Origin of the sequence: Dehalobacter sp. DCM (genome assembly GCF_024972775.1) — a bacterium.
Taxonomy (GTDB): Bacteria; Bacillota; Desulfitobacteriia; order Desulfitobacteriales; family Syntrophobotulaceae; genus Dehalobacter.
In genome coordinates this window covers 922322-941341 of sequence record NZ_CP092282.1, presented here as the reverse complement: position 1 = coordinate 941341, position 19020 = coordinate 922322, and the positions used below count along the sequence as shown (strand labels likewise).

Here is a 19020-nt window from a genome sequence, read left to right as displayed (position 1 = left end):
TCCTATCTAAGCAACTGTCCGGCAATAACCATCCGTTGAATCTGGTTTGTTCCTTCGTATATTTGCATCACTTTGGCATCACGCATTAACTTTTCTACAACCGAGTCCAACGAATACCCAAATTCACCCATTAAATCAACTGCCTCAGCCGATACTTTCATCGCCGTATCGGTAGCAAATGTCTTGGCCATGGCAGATTCTTTGGAATATGGCAAACCGGCCTCTTTGAGACTCATGCAACGGCGTAAGAGCTGCCTGGCAGCTTCCACCTGAATGGCCATATCGGCTATTCTGAATTGAACATTCTGATGTGCTGCCAAGGGCTTTCCGTTAATATCCAATCTTTCTTTGACATATTTAATGCATTCGTCCATGGCTCTCCGGGCTAAACCCACGCCAATAGCACCAACAATCGGTCTGGCCATATCCAAGGTTTTCATGGCAATCTTCATCCCGTCACCTTCTTGCCCAAGCAAGTGAGCAGCAGGTACCCTGACATTTTTCAACAGAACTTCGACTGTATTGGAACTGCGGATACCCAGTTTATGCTCAACAGCCCCAATCGTTAAGCCTTCGCGCTCCCGTTCTACGATGAAGGCGCTGATCCCCTTGGTTCCCAGACTGGGGTCGGTAGAAGCAAAGATGATGAAGACACTGGCATAGCTGCCTGTGGTGCAAAAGCACTTGGTGCCATTAATGACGTACTCATCTCCTTCACGTTTAGCCACCGTGGCGACTCCACCTGCATCTGAACCGGCCCCCGGTTCTGTTAGCGCAAATGCTCCCATTCCGCCGTTTACGATATAGGGGTAAAAAGACTTTTTTTGTTCATCAGTTCCGGCGATGAGTACGGGATATGTTGACAATCCATTGCCTGCTAGCGTTGTTGCAAATCCGGCACAACCGTAACCCCATTCTTCGACAACGATGGATTGGATCAGCGAACTCAGTCCCGGTCCGCCATATTCTTTTGGTACCGCCATACAATTTATTCCGGCCTCTTTAACTTCCTTAAGAATGAACTCGGGAAAATCACCGGTGCGGTCGTATTCAGACGCTACAGGAATAATATGCTTCGCGGTAAAATCCCGCGCCAGTTGCTGATATTCTTGTTGTTCAGGAGTAAGAGACTTATCGAGCATCGTTTCATCAACCTTTCTTATTGGCTTCAATAGCTTCTTTGAGAATTCCGAACTTAGGCTGAAAGATCTCAGCCGGCATTGTTTTCAAGTTCGGGGAAACCTTGGGCTGGAACTCCATCAGGTCCAAGATATCTTTTTGTAAATCTATGCCGGGAGCAATCTCTGTGAGCGTCAGTCCTCCATCTTCTAATACAAACACAGCCCGCTCCGTAATGTAGATAACCGGTTGCTTTTTCTTCTGAGCATACTTACCGCTGAAGGTAATTTGCTCTACAGCGTCAACAAATTTTTTGTTTTTTCCTTCCTGAACGATACTGAGCTTACCTTCTTCAACCTTCACTTCTAATCCTCCGGCTGTAAAGGTACCGCAATAGACAACTTTTTTTGCATTGGAAGTCACATTCATAAAACCACCGATTCCAATAGCCCTACCGCGAAATTTACTGACGTTAACGTTCCCATCTTTATCGGTTTGAGCAAGACCAACAAATGTTACGTCAATACCACCACCGTCATAATAGTCAAACTGAGCATAGGTATCAACGAGCGCTTCCGCATTATAGGAGCTTCCAAAGTGGGGAAGGCTGGCCGGAACACCGCCAACACCGCCGGACTCAGTTGTCATGGTCATCATCTCACTGACGCCCTCTTCATTGGCAATGGCTGCAACATCGCTGGGAATGCCCACGCCTAAATTCACCACAGCATTAGGAATCAGCTCCATGGCAGCCCGACGGGCTACAATCTTGCGTTCATCCAAGGGAAGCGGGGGAATAGCATTTAAAGGAATCTTAATCTCCCCGCTAAAAGCCGGATTATAGTACACACCTTCAGTTTGCCAGCAAGCTTCCTGTTTGGTGGCCACAACGACATAATCTACCAGAATACCGGGAATGACTACTTGTTTGGGATGCAGCGTACCGGCTTTCGCCAAATACTCAACCTGGACAATAACCTTGCCGCCGCTGTTTTTGGTGGCTTGAGCCAGCGGGAGACCATCCATAATCATGCTTTCTTTTTCCATGGTAATATTGCCGTTTTCATCAGCTGTCGTTCCGCGGATTAAAGCATAATCGACCGGGAATCTTTTATAGAACAGCCATTCTTCCCCTTCAAATTCGACGACTTTGACAATGTCTTCCGTGGTGACGGGATTCATCTTACCTCCGTCAATCCGGGGATCAACAAAAGTTCCTAAGCCTACCTTGGTAAGCAGCCCGGCTCTTTTAGCCGCTGTTTCCCGCCAAAGCTGAACCATAACTCCCTGCGGTAAGCAATATGCTTCAAGTTTATTATCATACAAAAGTTTTATCAGATCAAAGGCTGAACCGATATGACCACCGATCCATCTTTTGACAAGTCCTTCGATCCCCAGATGGGTGACACCTCTGGTTTTCCAGTCACCTAGGGCAGCACTATGGACTAATTGGATATTCTTAGGATGACCGGTATCGGTGTACCTTTTCGCGATAGCAAGAGCCACCTCTTCACTCCATTGGGCAAGACCAAAACCACTTGCTGCTACCGTAGATTCATCTCTTATCAATTCAGCAGCTTGTTCCGCAGTAATAATTTCCGGCATTATTGTTCCCTCCTTAAATAATGATTGAGAAATAATGACTGAACTTTACACCCTATTTCAATTGCAATTATCGGGCCAGACGCCTTGGTACTTCATGTTTCTTGAGAAACAGTAAAAACAACAGGTATTTTGATTCTTCGTCAGCCTATCCGTGTACCGTTAATAGAGCTTTACGCTATAAGCAAAATTGTTATGTTGCATTTTTGGTTCATTTTAGTTTATCCAAAAATAAATCATCTACACGTGTGAGTCACTTCTTGGTGCATAAATAAAAATGTCTTTAAACATTGTGTAGTTTAAAGACATCTTTATTTATTTTACATTCTAAATTATAGATCGTTTTCTATCATAAATTCTTTAAGTTTGCGGTATAAGCTTGTTCGGTAGATACCCAGTTTATCAGCAGTTAAACCCAATTTACCACCGGATTCTATCAAAACTTTGGTGATATATTTCTTTTCAACATCTCTAAGAACTTCTTTTAAAGTACCCTTATGGCCTAATAAGTAATCATCTTGATATTCTCTTGGTAATAAAGATGATATCTGTTCCAAATCTTTTCCTGATGATGTAATCATTAGGCTATTGATAACCTGTCTTTCGATCACATTTCTTAATTCCCTGACATTTCCCGGCCAATCATGGGATTGCAGAGAGAGAAGAGTATCCAAGTCAAGTTCGGCAGCAGGGTTATATTTTTTTCTAAACAATTCCATAAACATGGTGGCCAAAGGAATAATATCTTCCCGTCGTTCACGCAGCGGAGGAATGTGAATCGGAAAAACATTCAGACGATAAAACAAATCACTCCGGAACGAACCAACTTCCGTCATCTTTTCTAAGTTCCTGTTCGTCGCAGCAACCAATCGAACATCAATTGGCCGGTCATTGAGTCCTCCAATTCGTCTTAATTGACCGCTTTCCACCACTCTCAACAGTTTTGCCTGAAAAGAAAGGGGAAGCTCCCCAATTTCGTCTAAAAACAGCGTACCGTGGTTAGCTGCTTCAAACAGTCCCGCTTTTCCATGTGCAGATGCTCCTGTAAAAGCAGCTTTCTCATAACCGAAGAGCTCGGATTCGACTAATTGCTCGGGCAAGGCTGCACAATTAACAGTGACAAAAGGTCCTTGCTCCCTTTTGCTGTGCCGGTGAATATATTGAGCAAGAACTTCCTTCCCTGTTCCGGACTCTCCATACAACATGACTGTACTGTCAGTCTGGGCAACCGCATGGGCTGAAAGGAAAACTTTGCGCATTAAGGGACTTTCAGCAATCACTTTGTCGCTTTCAAGAACCCGCGTACGTAAATATTCAATCTCCCTGTTGCGAAGCGCGTTATATTCTTGCACTTCTCTAATATTTAATTTCTCCATTGCGAGTTTAGGCAAGGAGGTTGTCACAACGAGTTTGACTTTTCCATTTTCATCAAGTACAGGTGTACTCAATGAGATGATCGAGATATTCAGTTTTGTCTTGATTAACCCTCCTTTTTCGCATTTATCCTGAGCTGCTTCAGCTGAAAACGAATGATCATAAAATCCTTCCTGAACAAGCTGTTTCACATTGGACTTTAAAAATTGATCCAAAGTCATTCCTAATGTCACAGGAGGAGTAGAATTTGATAATAAAACATTCCCCTTCGGATCAAGAATAAATAGTGAATGAGGTAGGGATTCAAAAACTCTATAATGATCACTTTCAGTTACACAAGAGATTCCCATGTTTACAGTCCGATTATTAGATGGCATAAGATCACTCCTTTGAGTTATCTCGCGCTCTACTCACTTGCCAGCCAATCTTTTCATCATCAACTTTTATAAAATTTTGAAATTAATAGCTACAAAACTAGCTTTTTGATAGCAGTTACTGTTAATATTTTCTGTGCTTAATATTCTATTTCTTAATTCTTATTTCTAATCTCAGCTTGTCGACTGAATCTAATAAATTCTACCCTGAAAACATAGTTTTTTATTACCCAATGATAAAACATTTCCCTAGACCCACAGACGATTTTTAGCTCCAACCTTGGGCTAATCGAGTACAAAAGTCCCTTTAATTTGCAACTTTCAACATTGAACTCGATTCGCTAGCTGTATAGGGTATTAATTTCCAAGATTGTGGTTTTCATTCTTTGATGGTGCCGCATCGCGGCATGTGGGTCTATATATTATTATAGGAGATCAATTAGGTTCGGTCAAGGTAGGTTCAAAGCGCGGGTCTTTGACACTAACTAAAATATTTTGTGTTTTCCATCGAATACTATTACATAATCTCCTCCAAATATAAAGCTGCTACCTTCTTCCTGCTAGAAAGCCCCCTCTGAAGTTTTTAGGTTCCTGAAAGAAGACAAACGAACTGGGACAGGACTGATCAATAATTTCCATCAGCTCCTGCTGGCGGTTTCTCTTAGCTAAGACCAACATAACCGTGCGTTTTCCGTCTCTACCCTCGCCTAACCAGCTCGTAACGCCAAAACCACGTTCCCGTAACACTTCGGTTAACGGATCATCCAAGGTATCAATGATAACCTGAGCTGTTAAGTACCCAAGCGCAAGCTTTTCTTCAATTTTGCTTCCCAGAAACACGCCGATACCGTATCCGATACAATAAGCAGCAATATTCCAGTAGCTGTTCAAGTTGTTCAGAATAATTGTCAATCCCGAAATATACACAAACACTTCAACCATGGACAATAGCGAAGCATAGGCGGTTAACCCCTTGATCACCAGAATAAACCGCACGGTAGTCAGCGACACAAAGGTAATATTTATGACCATGATTAATAGGACAAACAAGATGGCCTGGTTCATACAACATACGTTCTCCTTTTATTTCGTTCGGAAATTATTTCGTTTTAATCATAAATCAATTATAAAGTATCCTGATCAAAAGAAAAATATCTATCATGTTCTATTAAATATAACATTATAAGCAATATCAAAATCGCCATGAGCCGACGTCGGATGCCTGGCCACGATGCACGGCCTTCCAAAATCCTCTTGCTTGAATATCAATGGCTGCATTTTTTCCTCTGCTGCCCATGGTCCAAAATGGTTAAATTCATACCCATCAGCGGATCTGGAATTCCCATATTGATGCGTATAGCCATGCATACCAATATACGCATGGCAATCAGTTTGAAGGTACTCTATCGTATCGTTAAAGGCCATGACGATGGGATCTTCTGTCTGATCGATCGACTTGTCATAATTGATTGCGGGATCAAAAAAATTGCATATGTCAATAATCATTTTCTGCTGTGTCATTACCTTTTTTAATAAAGGATAAAACAAATAAAAAACCACGAAGACAAATTCTCACTTCTGCGATTATTTAGCCTTCGTAGTTATTTTAAATTAGTCAACCAGCATCTCTATATTATTGTTATTGGATAACTTAACAAAATAAGAATAGTGAAAAGGAGTGTTAACAAAACAAGTGAAAGGTCATCACGTTCATGATTATTATAACGAAACCACTTATGATCATGGTCATCTTCATAGAATGAATGGTGTGTCCAGTTATGAAATCCCTTACGGTGATTCTCATGTTCATTCTTATGATGGCATAACAACTTATAACAATGCGCACTGTCATCAATACTCAGGAGTGACAGGACCGGCAATACCATTCGCCGGAGGCGGGCATACTCATGAATATCAAGGTCCTACAACAATCGACCAGGGACATCGCCACTACTATAAATCTTTAACGGGTAATGAAAGTAAAACCCGGCTCTTCTAATTCTTCCATTAGCCAGAAAGCATTGGTTTTCTGGTTAAAATACACATCTAAGAACACTATTCAAGTACATCTAAGGGTACCGGATCACTTTTTTTTAAATCTACATGCAAAGTACCGTTATAATCAAGAGAACACAGTAATACTTCTTGGGGTGAATGAACATTTTGTTTTTTCAGTTCCTCCTTTAACCAATTGTCATCTCTATTTACCAAGGTAAGATGTTTTGTCAAGACCGTCCCGTCAATGATCAGATTAGCAGCAATACCTTTAGCTGAAGGGGAAATATTCATATCTTCAGGGGTTAAAGGCTGTTTTTGTGCTTTAAGTTGAATACTAACTTGCCCGCTGGTTTCAAGTATTGCAGTTTCTACTTCACTAATGCTAAATGCTCCTTTATTCCTGCATTCTTCCAATACTTCATTAATATGAAACCGGGCCTTTCTTAAATTTTGTTCGATTAATTTGCCATTCTGTATAAGTATGGTCGGCACTCCACATAAAAATTTCCTGGCTCGAAAACTTTTGCGGGATAGATAAGAAGATAGCAATACAAACCCTCCATAAATTAGTATTCCTAACGCTCCATGCAGATAAGGAATCTCATCATCGATCGCTAAGGATGCTGCTATAGAACCAATAGAAATACCGATGATGTAATCAAAAAAACTTAATTGAGAAAGCTGCTTTTTCCCCAGCAAGTGGGTTAATAAAAATAAGACTAAAACCGATAGTATACTTCTGATCACAATATCTAAAATACCGATGGTGTTATCGTTCATATTAAACATCCGCATAACTCCCCCCTTTATTATGCGTATTATACATTTAATGTTAGTTATTTATACGCCTTAATATTTTTCCCACTTTGTTTATGTAGAATTTATTCTCTTCTTCTGATAGAGATGATCTCGGCCAATACACCAATTGCAATTTCCTGAGGAGTTTTTGCTCGAATATCCAAACCGATCGGCGCCCTTAACTGTTCAAGTTTTTCGGTAGTAATACCTTTGTTCTGCAAATTGCTGACAATTCCGGATATCTTTTTTGTACTCCCCAGCATTCCAACATAAGGAACCTCGTATTTCAAGACTTCTTCCAGACAATCCGCATCGGTCTGATGGCTCCAGCTTGCAATCACAACATAGGTATCAGTATCCGGCTGAAAACTCTGAATCCCTGAAATAAAATCACGGCAGATAACCGCATCCGCTCCCGGAAGTTGTTCTAATTGCGCAAAATCTTCTCTTTCATCAATAACTGTAACTTGAAAATCAAGCGGCTTAGCCCCATAGGCTACCCATTTACCAACATGACCAGCTCCCAAAATTAATAGTTTTTCGATTCTCGCCAATGGTTCCGCGAGCCAAATTTCTTTTTCCTTACCAATAATTACAGTACGCTTATCTTGAAAAATCCTTTGCCTATCTTGGTCTGACAATTTCAGATTTGGTTGAGCTACACCATGGACGACTGTTGCATCAATACCGTGAATGCTTTTTTGGTACGGTGGAAATAAGGCTGTCAAGATCACCGCCTCTTTTCCGTTCGACTGAATATCATTGACAAAATGCCAAAAATTCTTGTCTGGATGAAGTTCCATAAGTATATCAACACTACCCCCACATGTTGGCAATCCATATTGTATTTCAGCAGTTATTTCAGTGCTTTCATTCATCTGCAAAAGCTGCAGCGCCCTTTGACAGACAGTCTTCTCTGCCATTCCGCCACCAATCGTTCCCGCGAGTAAGCCATCTTCGCCAACCAGCATTTTTGTGCCCGGCATTCTTGGCGTCGAACCGTATGTCTGTATGATCGTTGCCAATACAAATTTCTCTGAATTATTTTGCCTGAGAACGCTCAATATTGAATTTTCCAAATAAACCACCCCTATTTAATTTGTAATCACACATATATCCCAAAATTTTTGTAAAATTGCCGGTAGTTCTGACCATTTGACCAAAAGCTGCCGGCAATTTTCAACCCGGAATTATATCCGATCTGTTAACTCTCTTTCACAATACTGGCTGCGGATTTACTTCGATCCATGGTATAAAAATGCAGTCCGCTAACGCCTTTTTTCACGGGTTCTTCGCATTGCCCTATGGCATAGTGAATTCCAAAATGTTTTTACACGGCTTAGGCAACATCCTATTTTTTGACTTTTCTATGATAATCATCAATTGTCTTTCTTAAAGCCTCGACTCCGAGAAGCGAGCAATGCCTTTTATTCTCGGGTAATCCCCCCAGCGCCTCAATGACATCTTCTTCCGTGATCTTTTGCGCTTCTTCCAGTGTCTTCCCTTTGGCTAAGACGGATGTTATACTGCTGGTAGCAACTGCGCCCGGACACCCAAAAACCAAATAGCTTATTTCCTTTATAATATTATCTTCTACTTTGATAAAAACGGTCATGCTGTCTCCGCATTCAGGGTCTCCGCACGTGGCTTCGCCATCGGCATTAACCATGCTCCCAATATTTCTCGGACACATAAAATGCTCAATGGCAATATCAGTATAGTGTTCTATACTATCCAAGCCAGTATTGTCTGAAAAAGCGCCACAGGTGCATTCTTCAGGGTTATGAAAAAAGCTGACGCCATGTTCATGACTTTCGGAATCCCTTTCCTCGCCGTTGTATGCAGGAATTAATGCCAGTTGATGGCGAGCCATCCGCTCCAAAGCAGTCGCAGCTGGATAGTTAGCACCCAAATAGCGGGTGATACAAGCGTCGGCGATGATTTCAAACGCCGGTTCGTCGATCGGGCCGCAAATAAGCGCTTCGCAGTCTTCATCCACTATTTTTTGAGCCATGGCCAGACCTGACCCATCCGTTTGCGTATCGGTCTTATAAACCTTATAACTCAAATTATCTGTCTCTACAATTAACAAAAAAGCGCTCTTTTCAAATTCTTCGGCCACCAAATCTTCTAGGGTATTTCCATCGGTTGTTACAGCAATTTTCATTGACTCATTGTCCTTTTATTTTTAAGTTTATCTTAGTATTATTTCGGTCATATGTCAATAATATATAATTACAGATTGCCTTGTAGATACTGTTCTATAGCCGTTTTGGCTTCACATGAAGCCAAAACGATGTAGATAAGAGTATATTTATCAACTTTAATTTCGTCAGCCATATAACCACCAGATTTTTCTTAACTAATGACAAAAGTTGTTTACTGCAATAAGCTGCAATTTCCCCGACAAATTTCATATTTTTTTTGGAGAGTGCTGTAATTTAAAAAGCAAAATCTACAAAAAATAGCCCAATTCTCTGGGCTATCAAATCTCTTATAATATTTTGACAAAACTATTTTTATTAAACTATTTTAAGCAACGATAAAACTATTTTTTATCACGCCAAAAGTGTAATTTTATAATAAAGTTTGTTCTTTTAAACAGCTACTTATAGCCATGCGCCATAACAAAATATAGGTTATAGGAAAGTAAAGATTGTACATTATTGGCTCCCAATGTGTTGGTAATACTCAATTTTAATTCCACAATGGAATTGACTTTAGGAATAGGAACCAAGGCGTTACGACTTACGTATTTAACGAGATTTCGACAGTTACCTTTTCATTGCCACTGGCTGAAAGTTGTTTGCAGTAGATGTCTACAATAGCTTCTCTGGCATCAAGCATTTTACTCATGCGACTACCCATCGGATCAGACGGTCAAATTTTGAGGGATTGTCAATGGGAACATCTAAATTTGCAAATGGTCTTTAACGTTGTTTTGTGCTCTTCCTTATTGTTCTCTGTTCTCTTCCGGAAGTCGATCTCTTTTATTCCATAACTTTTTAAAATTTGATCTACGTTCATGATCCTGTTCAGATGTAGTTCGGAACTGACTTTCCAAGATATCCCATTTCCCTTGATTAAAATATGTTGCTTTGATTTTTCCAATTTTAATCCATTCAATAACCGTTTGTTCCGAAACATCAAATTTGCCAGCAATATCAGCTATTGATAAATACCTTTGCTTGTTATTTTTCATAAATAGCTCCTCGGTAATTGTTTTATTCATTATCACACATAAATTACACAAAAGTGACTATGCTTATTGCCAAATGTAGTATTTGGAGTGCGTTGGTAATTCTACGTTCTAATTTTGATAATTAAGTCTTAAATTAAGGAATATCGTTAAATAATAGCATAATAATTCGCTTTGAGGTACACACTATTGCAAACATACGTTCGTCCGAGGTGATATTCATACAAATCGTTATGAAAGCAATCGAAGTAATTGCAGTTTTTTCAAGTAATGGTACGCCTAGGCCGATGCGACTTAGAATGATTAAAGATGGCTGTTTTGAGGTAATACAAATTAGAAAAGTTTTGTACCAGATTGAAGATAAACAAGCCGATGTATCTTACATCACTTTTCGATGTCAAGGTAATCTTAGAGGAGCTCTCAAAGATTTTGAACTCTTATTTAACAAGTCTACCTGTGTTTGGACATTGTTGAAAATATAAGGTTCTCATTATTTTTTCAACCCAGAAATGACTTTTTGATGTTTATAAAATTAGAATATGAGCTTTATTATTGAGCGGATTTATTATACAAATTAGTACTTATTAGCAAAATAGGTATATTGATTTACAATAGATTTACTAAATAGGGCTTATATATGTATCATATGACTTTCGAATCACGTCTGAATTATATTTCTAGCACATTATCTATCAAGGTGAAGCCAGCGGTTACCTTTATTTGCACATCGGCGTACTTCTAGAGGCTGCCAAATAGCGCAACCTTCTCTGCAACGTCGTTTTCCAGCCGACGCCATTCGTTTAGTGGACAAAAAGTCGAACCGCCAATCATTATGAAAATCTTCCATTATAAGACCTGCTTCAAGCTTCTGTAGCAAAGTTGCGAGCATTAGACCACTAGTTGCTGATAGAAAAGGCAATGCGGCATCATTAGATTGATTCTCTTTTTCAGTCGTTTTAACAGTCCCTATAGAACATTCCATATGTAAATTAGCTACCTCACTAGTTCGACATTCAATACAATCATCTGCTCCGGCAACATGTCGATGTAACTGGCTTAACCAGTTTTCTCCTGTTGTTGCATGAAGTAAAACTGGAGCGTTCCGATGAGCTAGGGCAGTTCGGACATTTCTTTCATTTGCCAATGCAAGGACAACATCAAAAGGGGTATCTTTAATCTCAGCGGCTAAATCGTACCATTTTGAAATAAAAGTTGCGTCCTGTAAGAATTTAGCTACTACTTGAGCTTTATATGATTCAGTTGATGTTAGCCAACCTGCATCAGAAGCAGTATAAAGGAGTCCCCGATTGATATTATGAAGCTTAACCTTATCCCCATCAACAATAGTCCATTTGCTGTTTGTTCCCCAAACATGAAGCCAATATATATTTATTATTTGATAATTCAATAAAGGGGGTAGTCGTTAAGCTACAGTTGAAAAAGGGAACTATTAAAAATAAAACCCCTAGATTTTTATTATCTAGGGATTAGAAGAATCATGTTCAACACCTAATAAACCCAGGATCTACAATCTACAGAGTCTCTGCAATTATCTCCGCAGTCCTTACAAGAAGTTTCAGTAACATTTAAAGAAATGTCGTTCCGTTGATTCGTATAGTTGGTGAGCTTAGAAATTCATATTAAATTATATGACAATAATCAAATGTAATTAGTTAAAAATCCAATAGTCCTCTAATTTCTTGCACGTTATCCTTTTTATCCTTATTGAATAGAGAAGTGCATAACTCAATATTCTTTGTTGAAGCTATGAGCTTGGCAGCAAAAGCCATACAAGATAACTCTCCACACATTTTACAATTCGTTTTAGGTAAATATTTATAAATTTCGAGAGCAGATGGCTTCTTACGTTGCTCATACAAAGGTATTAGTGAGTCTTTCATCTCGTATGTTTCGTTGATGAGATCCTTAATATAATCACTCATTTCATAAGCTTCAGACTCATTAACGATTTTAGCAACTGCCAAAGTATCCCGCTGAATGGTAATCATCATAATACCTTGATTGTAGGTCAGGGTTTTTGCTTGATCATTGTATTGCCCCGACTTTAGCCGCCGGTTTAAAAAGGGCAAGATGCCGGCAATATCTCTCGAAAATTTTGCCTTAAACCTCATTTTTTGAATATCGGCTGTACACGGTTCGATAAATGTAATTTGGATCTTTTCCAGGTAAATAGTAAACACCCCTTTAATAACGTGTCAATTTATACTGATTGATTTTAGGGCTTCAACTAACTGATCGATATCTTGTTTTTCATTAAAATAACCTATCCCGATTCGGCAAGTCCCTGATTTTTCAGTGCCTATGATTTGGTGGGCGCTCGGGGCGCAATGTAACCCGGCGCGGATCATGATGCCAAAATTTTGATCCAATTCATAAGCAATTTGCTCACAGGCTTTACTTTTTAAATTAAAAGAAATGACTCCGATTATTTTGCCGCTGTCTTGAGGACCGTACAGGATAATATCATCAACTTCTTTTAATCTCGCCAGCGCATAATCCGCTAGTTCAGCGTCTTTCTTCCTGATCTTGTCCAGACCTTCCTTTTCGATGAATTTTATCCCTTCATGCAGACCGATAATTCCCGGAACGTTTAAAGTACCGGTTTCCAATTTGTTCGGATAATAATCCGGTTGATACTCATAGGCGGAATCACCGCCTGTTCCGCCAGATTTAAGCGGACAAATATCTCCTTCCCAATTAATAAGGAGACCGCCTATTCCCATTGGTCCTAACAAACTTTTATGCCCGGTAAAAGCTAACAAATCAATTTGATCCTTTACGACATCAATGTAGTGAGCCCCGGCGGTTTGTGCCGCATCAACCAGAAACGGAATACGGTATTGTCTGCAAATTTGGCCAATTTCCGCAATAGGCTGAATGGTACCAAGAACATTTGAAGCATGCGTCATGACGACTAAAGCGGTATTTTCACGGATCAGCTTTTCTAAATCTCTTGCTAGTGTATAGCCTTCCGCAGAACACGGTATTTTGGAAATACGGATTCCTAAGTCTCTTTCCATTGTTTTAACGCACCGCCATACGCCGTTGTGTTCTAGGCTACTGACAATGACATGATCACCCTTTTTTAGGATCCCTTTGATCGCCAAATTCAATGATTCCGTTACATTGGACGTAAAAATAACCTTTTTTGGATCATTAAAATTAAACAAACGAGCAATCGCCTTACGGCTTTGATAAATGCGACTGTCAGCTTCAATTGCCTTTTCATAAGCGCCGCGACCGGATGTGCAGCCATTTTCAATCATAAAATCAACCATTGATTGAATAACAGCTTGAGGCTTAGGGAATGATGTTGCGGCATTGTCCAAATAAATTCCCAAAATTAACACCTCCTCATTCGAAGTCATTAATATCGAAACCAATGTGTTAACAGTAAGGGCTTGATATAAGTGAGCCATTAATATAGCTTTGCCCCAAACACATAATCATATAATGATATAATTATGACCTCCATTATATAACTGTAGATATAAGTTAACAATATGCTGTTGAAAAAACCTTAGACTATTGGTATATGTCTAAGGTTTTTTGATTGCTTAACATTTTGTCTGCTGTCAGTCAGAACTATCCTTATCCTCTTTTGATGACTCTTGCTTGGTATCGTCATTTTCATCGCTAATCTCTTCTATTTCGTAATTACAGCAGCAACATGAATCCTTCTTGTTTTTGTTACCTCCGGCAAAAAGACCAAAGAGGCCCTTTTTTTCATCTTCGTTTTTCATAAAACATGACTCCTTTGCTTTAATCTATATTTTAATATGCTTACAAAAGCATATTGAAAATCAATCCCGATAGGACTGCGGTAACGAAAACAATAATAACAAAAGCGATAATGATTTTTTTCTTAAATACACTTGCCAGCATAGATAACTCAGGGATAGCAATACCCGCCCCGCTAATAATGAAGGCGATGACAGCACCAATACTGGCCCCTTTTCCAAGCAAGGCAAGACCGATAGGGATTGCAGATTCTACCCGAATATATAACGGCATGCCGATCAACGCGACGACAAGAACAGCAAACGGATTATCGGGTCCGGCCACTTTTGCTAGAAGATCCGTTGGCATATAACCATAGATCGCTGCTCCGATCGCGACACCAACCACCATATAGATAAACACGCCTTTAAAATCTCCCCAGGCTTTTAAAAAAGCCATTTTCAATCTACCTTTAAATTCTTTTGTCTCAACTTCAGTACTGTAGCCAGATTCCTTGAGGCGAACTTTTTTGACTTGATTTGCCCAGCCCATTTTTTCTAATAGCATTCCAAAAGCCACCGCAAATAAAGATGTCAGAAGCAGAAATCCAACAGCCACTTTCCAGCCCATAAATGCCGTTAGCAATGAAAATACAAGAGGGTCCATTAAAGGTGAGGCGATAACAAAGGACATTACCGTGCCGAACGGAATCCCGGCCTGCAAAAAACCAAGCGTTAAAGGTACGGTGGAACATGCGCAGAACGGTGTCACAGCGCCAAAAAGTACCGCCATTATATTGCCCCAGACACCTTTACTCGACATCCAATTTTTTAATTTATCCTGAGGAATATACATTAACGCTAAGGCGATGATCGTGCTGATTCCTATAAAAAGAACCGTGAGCTCCGCCATAATCGTAATAAAATATTTCAGGGTGACCATGAACGTGTTCAAGATGGTATCCTCCCTTCAGCTATCAGAAACCGCATTCAAATGGTTTATTTTTTTGTACTGCTGCAACCAGCATTTCCAATGAATTTTCGATTTGTTCAATTTGTTCAGGCTCGAACTCTTTCAGTATGCCTTGTACATATTCTGAATATCTCTCAATTATATTTGTCATTGTATCAACGCCTCTGAGCGTAACCGTTACACAGCACACGCGCCCATCACTTGGCGATTGTTCCCGTATAACATATCCCTTTTGCTCCAGGCGATCAATAATCCGAGTGGCACCACTCTTTGTAAAATTCAAAGCGATTCCAATCTCCTGAATAGGAATACTTCTGGTATTCAGAATTTTTTTCAATGCCATATACTCGACTAAGGAAAGATCAGCACAACATTCTCCATTAAACCCATGATCTCCAAATTGCCAGGAAAGCTCTTGGAGTAAATTATAAATAGTCCTTATCCTTTTATCCATTTGACCAACCACCATACAATATAGTTGACGTAATCAACTATATTGTATGCCACTTTAGTTGCTTTCGTCAACTATTTTTAAGTCCTTTTCTGATTTTTGCCGAAGAAAAAAAGCTTAGAATAGTCTAAATAACTTTTCTAAGCTCGTATTGAAAGTCCGCTTAATATTGATTTTAGATTAACTGATGCTAAAGTCCTATATATTTTTAGATGCGATTTTTTGAGCAATGGCAACAAAACTTATTTCTGACAGCCGCAGTCGACATTACCGGCCACAATCTCTGTCCAATCCCCTAGAACGTCATGCGTCCAGCAGTCGTCAGCACCTGCGGCTTCTCTCATAACCAGTGCGAAAATGTACGCTAGTTCACGCGGGGTTGCTCCCGCATCCAAGGCGCCTTTATAATGCTTAATCACACACGGTTTGGAACGGGCTTTGATCGATACGGCAAAGCAGATAAACTGATAGGTTTTCTCGTCGATCAGACGTTTCTCCTTATACAACTCATCGATTTCGTCCAGTTTTTGAGCAAATTCCGGAAACAATTCAGCAAGCATTCTCATAATTACCTTTGTCCTCCCTATTTGTTTTTATTTTGAAAAATATTTTCATAACTTATGTGTCAAAATTATTATAACGCAATGTCTGATAGAAATAGTACCATTTTCTTCTAAATGTTCAGGCAAAAAGATCATTTTTACTAATCATTACAGCTAAGGTCAACAGAGTCAGCCCGATACCGTACAGGATGAAAAGCAGGGTGTAACTCTGATTGCCGACAATGGTGCTGCCAAATGCTGTCCCCAGACCACCGCCGCCCATCATACAAAATGGCATAAACGACATGGCGACTCCCCGCCATTTTTCTGAGAATCCGGTAGCGATTGTTAAGAATGTCGAGTGAGCAAACATTTGGCCAAAGCCGAAGAGCCCAATTCCAATAATGAAAACACCGAGAATATTACCTAATACTGAAAAAAATAGAGCGCTAATCACGGTCAAGGCAAGTCCAATCGCTATTGTTTTCTTACGTCCGAATTTCGGGACCGCTTTTCCAGATAAACGGCTGCCGGCTACTGCCATTATGCCGAATAAGGTCATGACCACGCCGATCAAAAAGTTATTAAAACCATAGGTAACTTTGATAAAGGCACCAAGAAATGAGAAAATACCAGCCAGAAAGAATCCTTCAAAAATGACCATCAGATAAATGATTAAATGGCGCGGTTTACTCAAAACATCACTATAGGGCTTGAGGAGCTCTTCCTTTTTGATGGCGCGGCCTTTTTCTGATGGAATTTTTTTGCCGGTCGTCAGTAAAAGTGCCGTGACGATAATGGCTATAAAAGCATAGACAGCAAAAACACCCCGCCAATTAAAGAAATAGGCAATTGAACCGCCGAGCAGCATACTTGCGCCCTGCCCCAGCATGGCGATTCCCATGAAAGTCCCAATAGCAGCATGACGTTCCTGCATCGGAAAGAGATCGCCAATCAAAGCCATTGAAATCGGCATGATGGAAGCAGCGAAGGTTCCTGTCAAGAACCGATATATCGATAGATCAGTCAATCCGGTAGCCAGAGAGCAAAGCGCTGTCGCAACCGTAAAGATGACCATAGAAAAGCTGACCACTTGCCTCTTGCCAAACCTATCTGCCAAGTATCCAAAGATTAATTGGAACAAACCGAAAGGGATCATATAGGCGGTAATAATCAGTGCCGCCCGGGCAACATCGACTCCAATATCTCCCGCAATCGAAGGCAAAATCGGTGATACGACCCAATTATCTGCCATAACAACAAAGCCAGCTAGTCCAAGAATTAACGGTATTTTTTTAACGTCCATTTCTATCTCCTATAATTTTAACTTTTGTTTTTACTTATTTTTATTACGGGCACTGAATGACTCCCTGTCCCCAAAGACACCCGCCGCAGGTCGGGAAGGTATTCCCGAAACAGTCTTCTTCATTTTTCTCAGCCAGATCACAGATGGAGCATTTGAGGCAGGGTGAGAAATCAAATGTATCAACCTTTTCTCTGAATGCATGATACTCCTTGGAGTCCCAGATTTCTGTGAGTTTCTTTTCCCGGATATCCCCGATGGCATAATGTAAAATCTCCCTTTCGGTTTTAGCTATTCCGACATAAGTTTTATAGGAATGAAGCAACCCCATGCACGGACTGACTTTTCCGTCCCAACGAACAAAGGTGCATCTTTCTTTGATGAATCTGCAGCTTTCGATTTCTGCCCCAACTTTGTTTTTCATGATACTGATGTTATTGTTGTCCCGAAATAGCTCATATAACGGCTGTTTTGTCAGCTCTGTTTTATCGATGATCGGGATGTTAACTGGTACAGAACCCAGGTAATTTGTCTGATGAACTTTTTCAACATCCAAATCACACACCATCTGTTCTACCATGTCCCTGCTATAAGGAATCACATTGCTCACAGATACCATCTGTGCTCCGACCCTTTTGGCCAGAGCCCCAAGATTGCTCAGTTCATCAATGTTTTTTTTCATGACAACAAAAGCAATACCAACTTTCATCGGATGAGGTCTCTCGTAATTGAGCTGTTTTAATCGGATCAGATTTTGAACGACCGCTTCAAAACTGGCTCCCTCCCGGATATCATTAAATTTATCCGCACTTGTTCCGTCAAAGGAAACCCATAACGTATCAAGTCCGCTGGCAATAAGTCCTTTTGCCATTTCCTCATTCAACAATGTCCCATTTGTCACTAATTCGACATTGAGACCGAGAGATTTGACACTGGCAATCATATAGAGTATGTCTTTATGAAACGTTGGTTCCCCAAAACCGCCAAACATAACGGTCCTCAAAGTCTTAAACTCTTTGAGCTGTTCGAGCAACTTATCAAAGACATCCCGGCCCATTGAGCCTAACGGTTCTTCCCATGTATTACGGATACAGGTCTGACAGCCCAGATTACATTTTGACGTTGGTTCAATATATAACTTGGACAGACTGTGGATATTGGGGTAGAGTTCTATTTTATTCTCATGGATGACGACACGTACTGAAGATGCCCCTTCCAATCCCAACCTCATAATCAGTTCTTCTGATAAAACAGGCTGATTATTGTCACCCACAGGGATGTAATATTCTTTGTTTTGATTTAACACGTTTGACTTCCAGTCATCTTTAACATCTAAGTCTTTAAAAACATCATAAGCAACCCATATACTTGGATCAGTAAGGAAATCTGACATGCAGGCACACCCTTGATCCCCTGCTCCCCCTATGTTTTCTACTGAGCGCGTCACTTTCTCGAGAATTTCTTTATTCATTTATTATCCTCCAACGACTCAACTTGTTTAATTAAGCACTGTCCTTTATTGTCAATATCAAGCTAGGGCGCTAATA

At 40.2% G+C, this 19020-nt stretch carries 21 protein-coding genes and 1 pseudogene; 2 read left to right on the top strand and 20 right to left on the bottom strand.

Annotated elements, in window-relative coordinates; genetic code table 11:
* Positions 1-2 precede the first annotated feature (2 nt).
* The 5 genes from LPY66_RS04635 to LPY66_RS04615 all read right to left on the bottom strand — a co-directional run bounded on the left by LPY66_RS04635 (position 3) and on the right by LPY66_RS04615 (position 5990).
* A complete protein-coding gene (locus LPY66_RS04635; protein WP_337986928.1) occupies positions 3-1142 on the bottom strand; it encodes an acyl-CoA dehydrogenase family protein in 1140 nt (379 codons plus the stop codon).
* A gap of 7 nt (positions 1143-1149) precedes the next feature.
* Positions 1150-2724 carry an acyl CoA:acetate/3-ketoacid CoA transferase gene (locus LPY66_RS04630; protein WP_337986927.1) on the bottom strand — a complete coding sequence of 525 codons (1575 nt, stop codon included), beginning with the start codon at positions 2722-2724 and terminating at the stop codon, positions 1150-1152.
* A gap of 329 nt (positions 2725-3053) precedes the next feature.
* A complete protein-coding gene (locus LPY66_RS04625; RefSeq protein ID WP_337986926.1) occupies positions 3054-4472 on the bottom strand; it encodes a sigma-54 interaction domain-containing protein in 1419 nt (472 codons plus the stop codon).
* A gap of 543 nt (positions 4473-5015) precedes the next feature.
* On the bottom strand, positions 5016-5534 hold the full coding sequence (locus LPY66_RS04620) for a DUF2179 domain-containing protein (RefSeq protein ID WP_337986925.1): 519 nt from the start codon (positions 5532-5534) through the stop codon (positions 5016-5018).
* Positions 5535-5627: 93 nt separating this feature from the next.
* Positions 5628-5990, bottom strand: a complete 363-nt coding sequence (locus LPY66_RS04615; RefSeq protein WP_337986924.1) for a DUF2334 domain-containing protein — start codon at positions 5988-5990, stop codon at positions 5628-5630.
* A gap of 157 nt (positions 5991-6147) precedes the next feature.
* Here LPY66_RS04615 and LPY66_RS04610 point away from each other — a divergent pair, with 157 nt between their 5' ends.
* A complete protein-coding gene (locus LPY66_RS04610) occupies positions 6148-6468 on the top strand; it encodes a YmaF family protein (protein ID WP_337986923.1) in 321 nt (106 codons plus the stop codon).
* A gap of 56 nt (positions 6469-6524) precedes the next feature.
* On the opposite strand, the gene LPY66_RS04605 is transcribed toward LPY66_RS04610, so the two are convergent.
* From LPY66_RS04605 to LPY66_RS04580, 6 genes and pseudogenes are all read right to left on the bottom strand, one after another.
* Positions 6525-7262 carry a DUF421 domain-containing protein gene (locus LPY66_RS04605; protein ID WP_337986922.1) on the bottom strand — a complete coding sequence of 246 codons (738 nt, stop codon included), beginning with the start codon at positions 7260-7262 and terminating at the stop codon, positions 6525-6527.
* Positions 7263-7348: 86 nt separating this feature from the next.
* A complete protein-coding gene (locus LPY66_RS04600; protein ID WP_337986921.1) occupies positions 7349-8344 on the bottom strand; it encodes an XdhC family protein in 996 nt (331 codons plus the stop codon).
* Between the two features lie 125 nt (positions 8345-8469).
* Positions 8470-8583 (bottom strand): methylenetetrahydrofolate reductase, encoded by a 114-nt coding sequence (locus LPY66_RS04595; protein ID WP_337988024.1) that lies wholly within the window; start codon positions 8581-8583, stop codon positions 8470-8472.
* A 33-nt stretch (positions 8584-8616) separates the two neighbouring features.
* Positions 8617-8994: an iron-sulfur cluster assembly scaffold protein gene (locus LPY66_RS04590; RefSeq protein WP_337988023.1), complete on the bottom strand. Its 378-nt coding sequence runs from the start codon at positions 8992-8994 to the stop codon at positions 8617-8619.
* A 153-nt stretch (positions 8995-9147) separates the two neighbouring features.
* Positions 9148-9432 (bottom strand): annotated as a pseudogene (locus LPY66_RS04585) (NifB/NifX family molybdenum-iron cluster-binding protein); the annotation flags it as partial.
* A gap of 786 nt (positions 9433-10218) precedes the next feature.
* A complete protein-coding gene (locus LPY66_RS04580) occupies positions 10219-10467 on the bottom strand; it encodes a hypothetical protein (protein WP_337986920.1) in 249 nt (82 codons plus the stop codon).
* A 230-nt stretch (positions 10468-10697) separates the two neighbouring features.
* Between LPY66_RS04580 and LPY66_RS04575 the strand changes: the two genes are divergently transcribed.
* Positions 10698-10946: a hypothetical protein gene (locus tag LPY66_RS04575; RefSeq protein WP_337986919.1), complete on the top strand. Its 249-nt coding sequence runs from the start codon at positions 10698-10700 to the stop codon at positions 10944-10946.
* A 203-nt stretch (positions 10947-11149) separates the two neighbouring features.
* On the opposite strand, the gene LPY66_RS04570 is transcribed toward LPY66_RS04575, so the two are convergent.
* The 9 genes from LPY66_RS04570 to LPY66_RS04530 form a co-directional block, all read right to left on the bottom strand.
* Positions 11150-11872, bottom strand: a complete 723-nt coding sequence (locus LPY66_RS04570; protein WP_337986918.1) for a ThiF family adenylyltransferase — start codon at positions 11870-11872, stop codon at positions 11150-11152.
* Between the two features lie 265 nt (positions 11873-12137).
* Positions 12138-12596 (bottom strand): (Fe-S)-binding protein, encoded by a 459-nt coding sequence (locus LPY66_RS04565; protein WP_337986917.1) that lies wholly within the window; start codon positions 12594-12596, stop codon positions 12138-12140.
* Positions 12597-12680: 84 nt separating this feature from the next.
* Positions 12681-13835, bottom strand: coding sequence for an aminotransferase class V-fold PLP-dependent enzyme (locus LPY66_RS04560; protein WP_337988022.1), 1155 nt, complete (start codon positions 13833-13835; stop codon positions 12681-12683).
* A gap of 225 nt (positions 13836-14060) precedes the next feature.
* Entirely contained in the window at positions 14061-14228 is a 168-nt protein-coding gene (locus tag LPY66_RS04555; RefSeq protein ID WP_337986916.1) for a hypothetical protein, read from the bottom strand.
* Positions 14229-14268: 40 nt separating this feature from the next.
* Positions 14269-15159 carry a permease gene (locus tag LPY66_RS04550; RefSeq protein ID WP_337986915.1) on the bottom strand — a complete coding sequence of 297 codons (891 nt, stop codon included), beginning with the start codon at positions 15157-15159 and terminating at the stop codon, positions 14269-14271.
* 22 nt (positions 15160-15181) lie between these two features.
* Positions 15182-15631, bottom strand: coding sequence for a MarR family winged helix-turn-helix transcriptional regulator (locus LPY66_RS04545; protein ID WP_337986914.1), 450 nt, complete (start codon positions 15629-15631; stop codon positions 15182-15184).
* Positions 15632-15870: 239 nt separating this feature from the next.
* Positions 15871-16194, bottom strand: coding sequence for a carboxymuconolactone decarboxylase family protein (locus LPY66_RS04540; protein ID WP_337986913.1), 324 nt, complete (start codon positions 16192-16194; stop codon positions 15871-15873).
* Between the two features lie 115 nt (positions 16195-16309).
* Positions 16310-17476 (bottom strand): MFS transporter, encoded by a 1167-nt coding sequence (locus LPY66_RS04535; RefSeq protein ID WP_337986912.1) that lies wholly within the window; start codon positions 17474-17476, stop codon positions 16310-16312.
* Between the two features lie 43 nt (positions 17477-17519).
* Positions 17520-18944: a radical SAM protein gene (locus LPY66_RS04530; RefSeq protein ID WP_337986911.1), complete on the bottom strand. Its 1425-nt coding sequence runs from the start codon at positions 18942-18944 to the stop codon at positions 17520-17522.
* Positions 18945-19020: the final 76 nt, after the last annotated feature.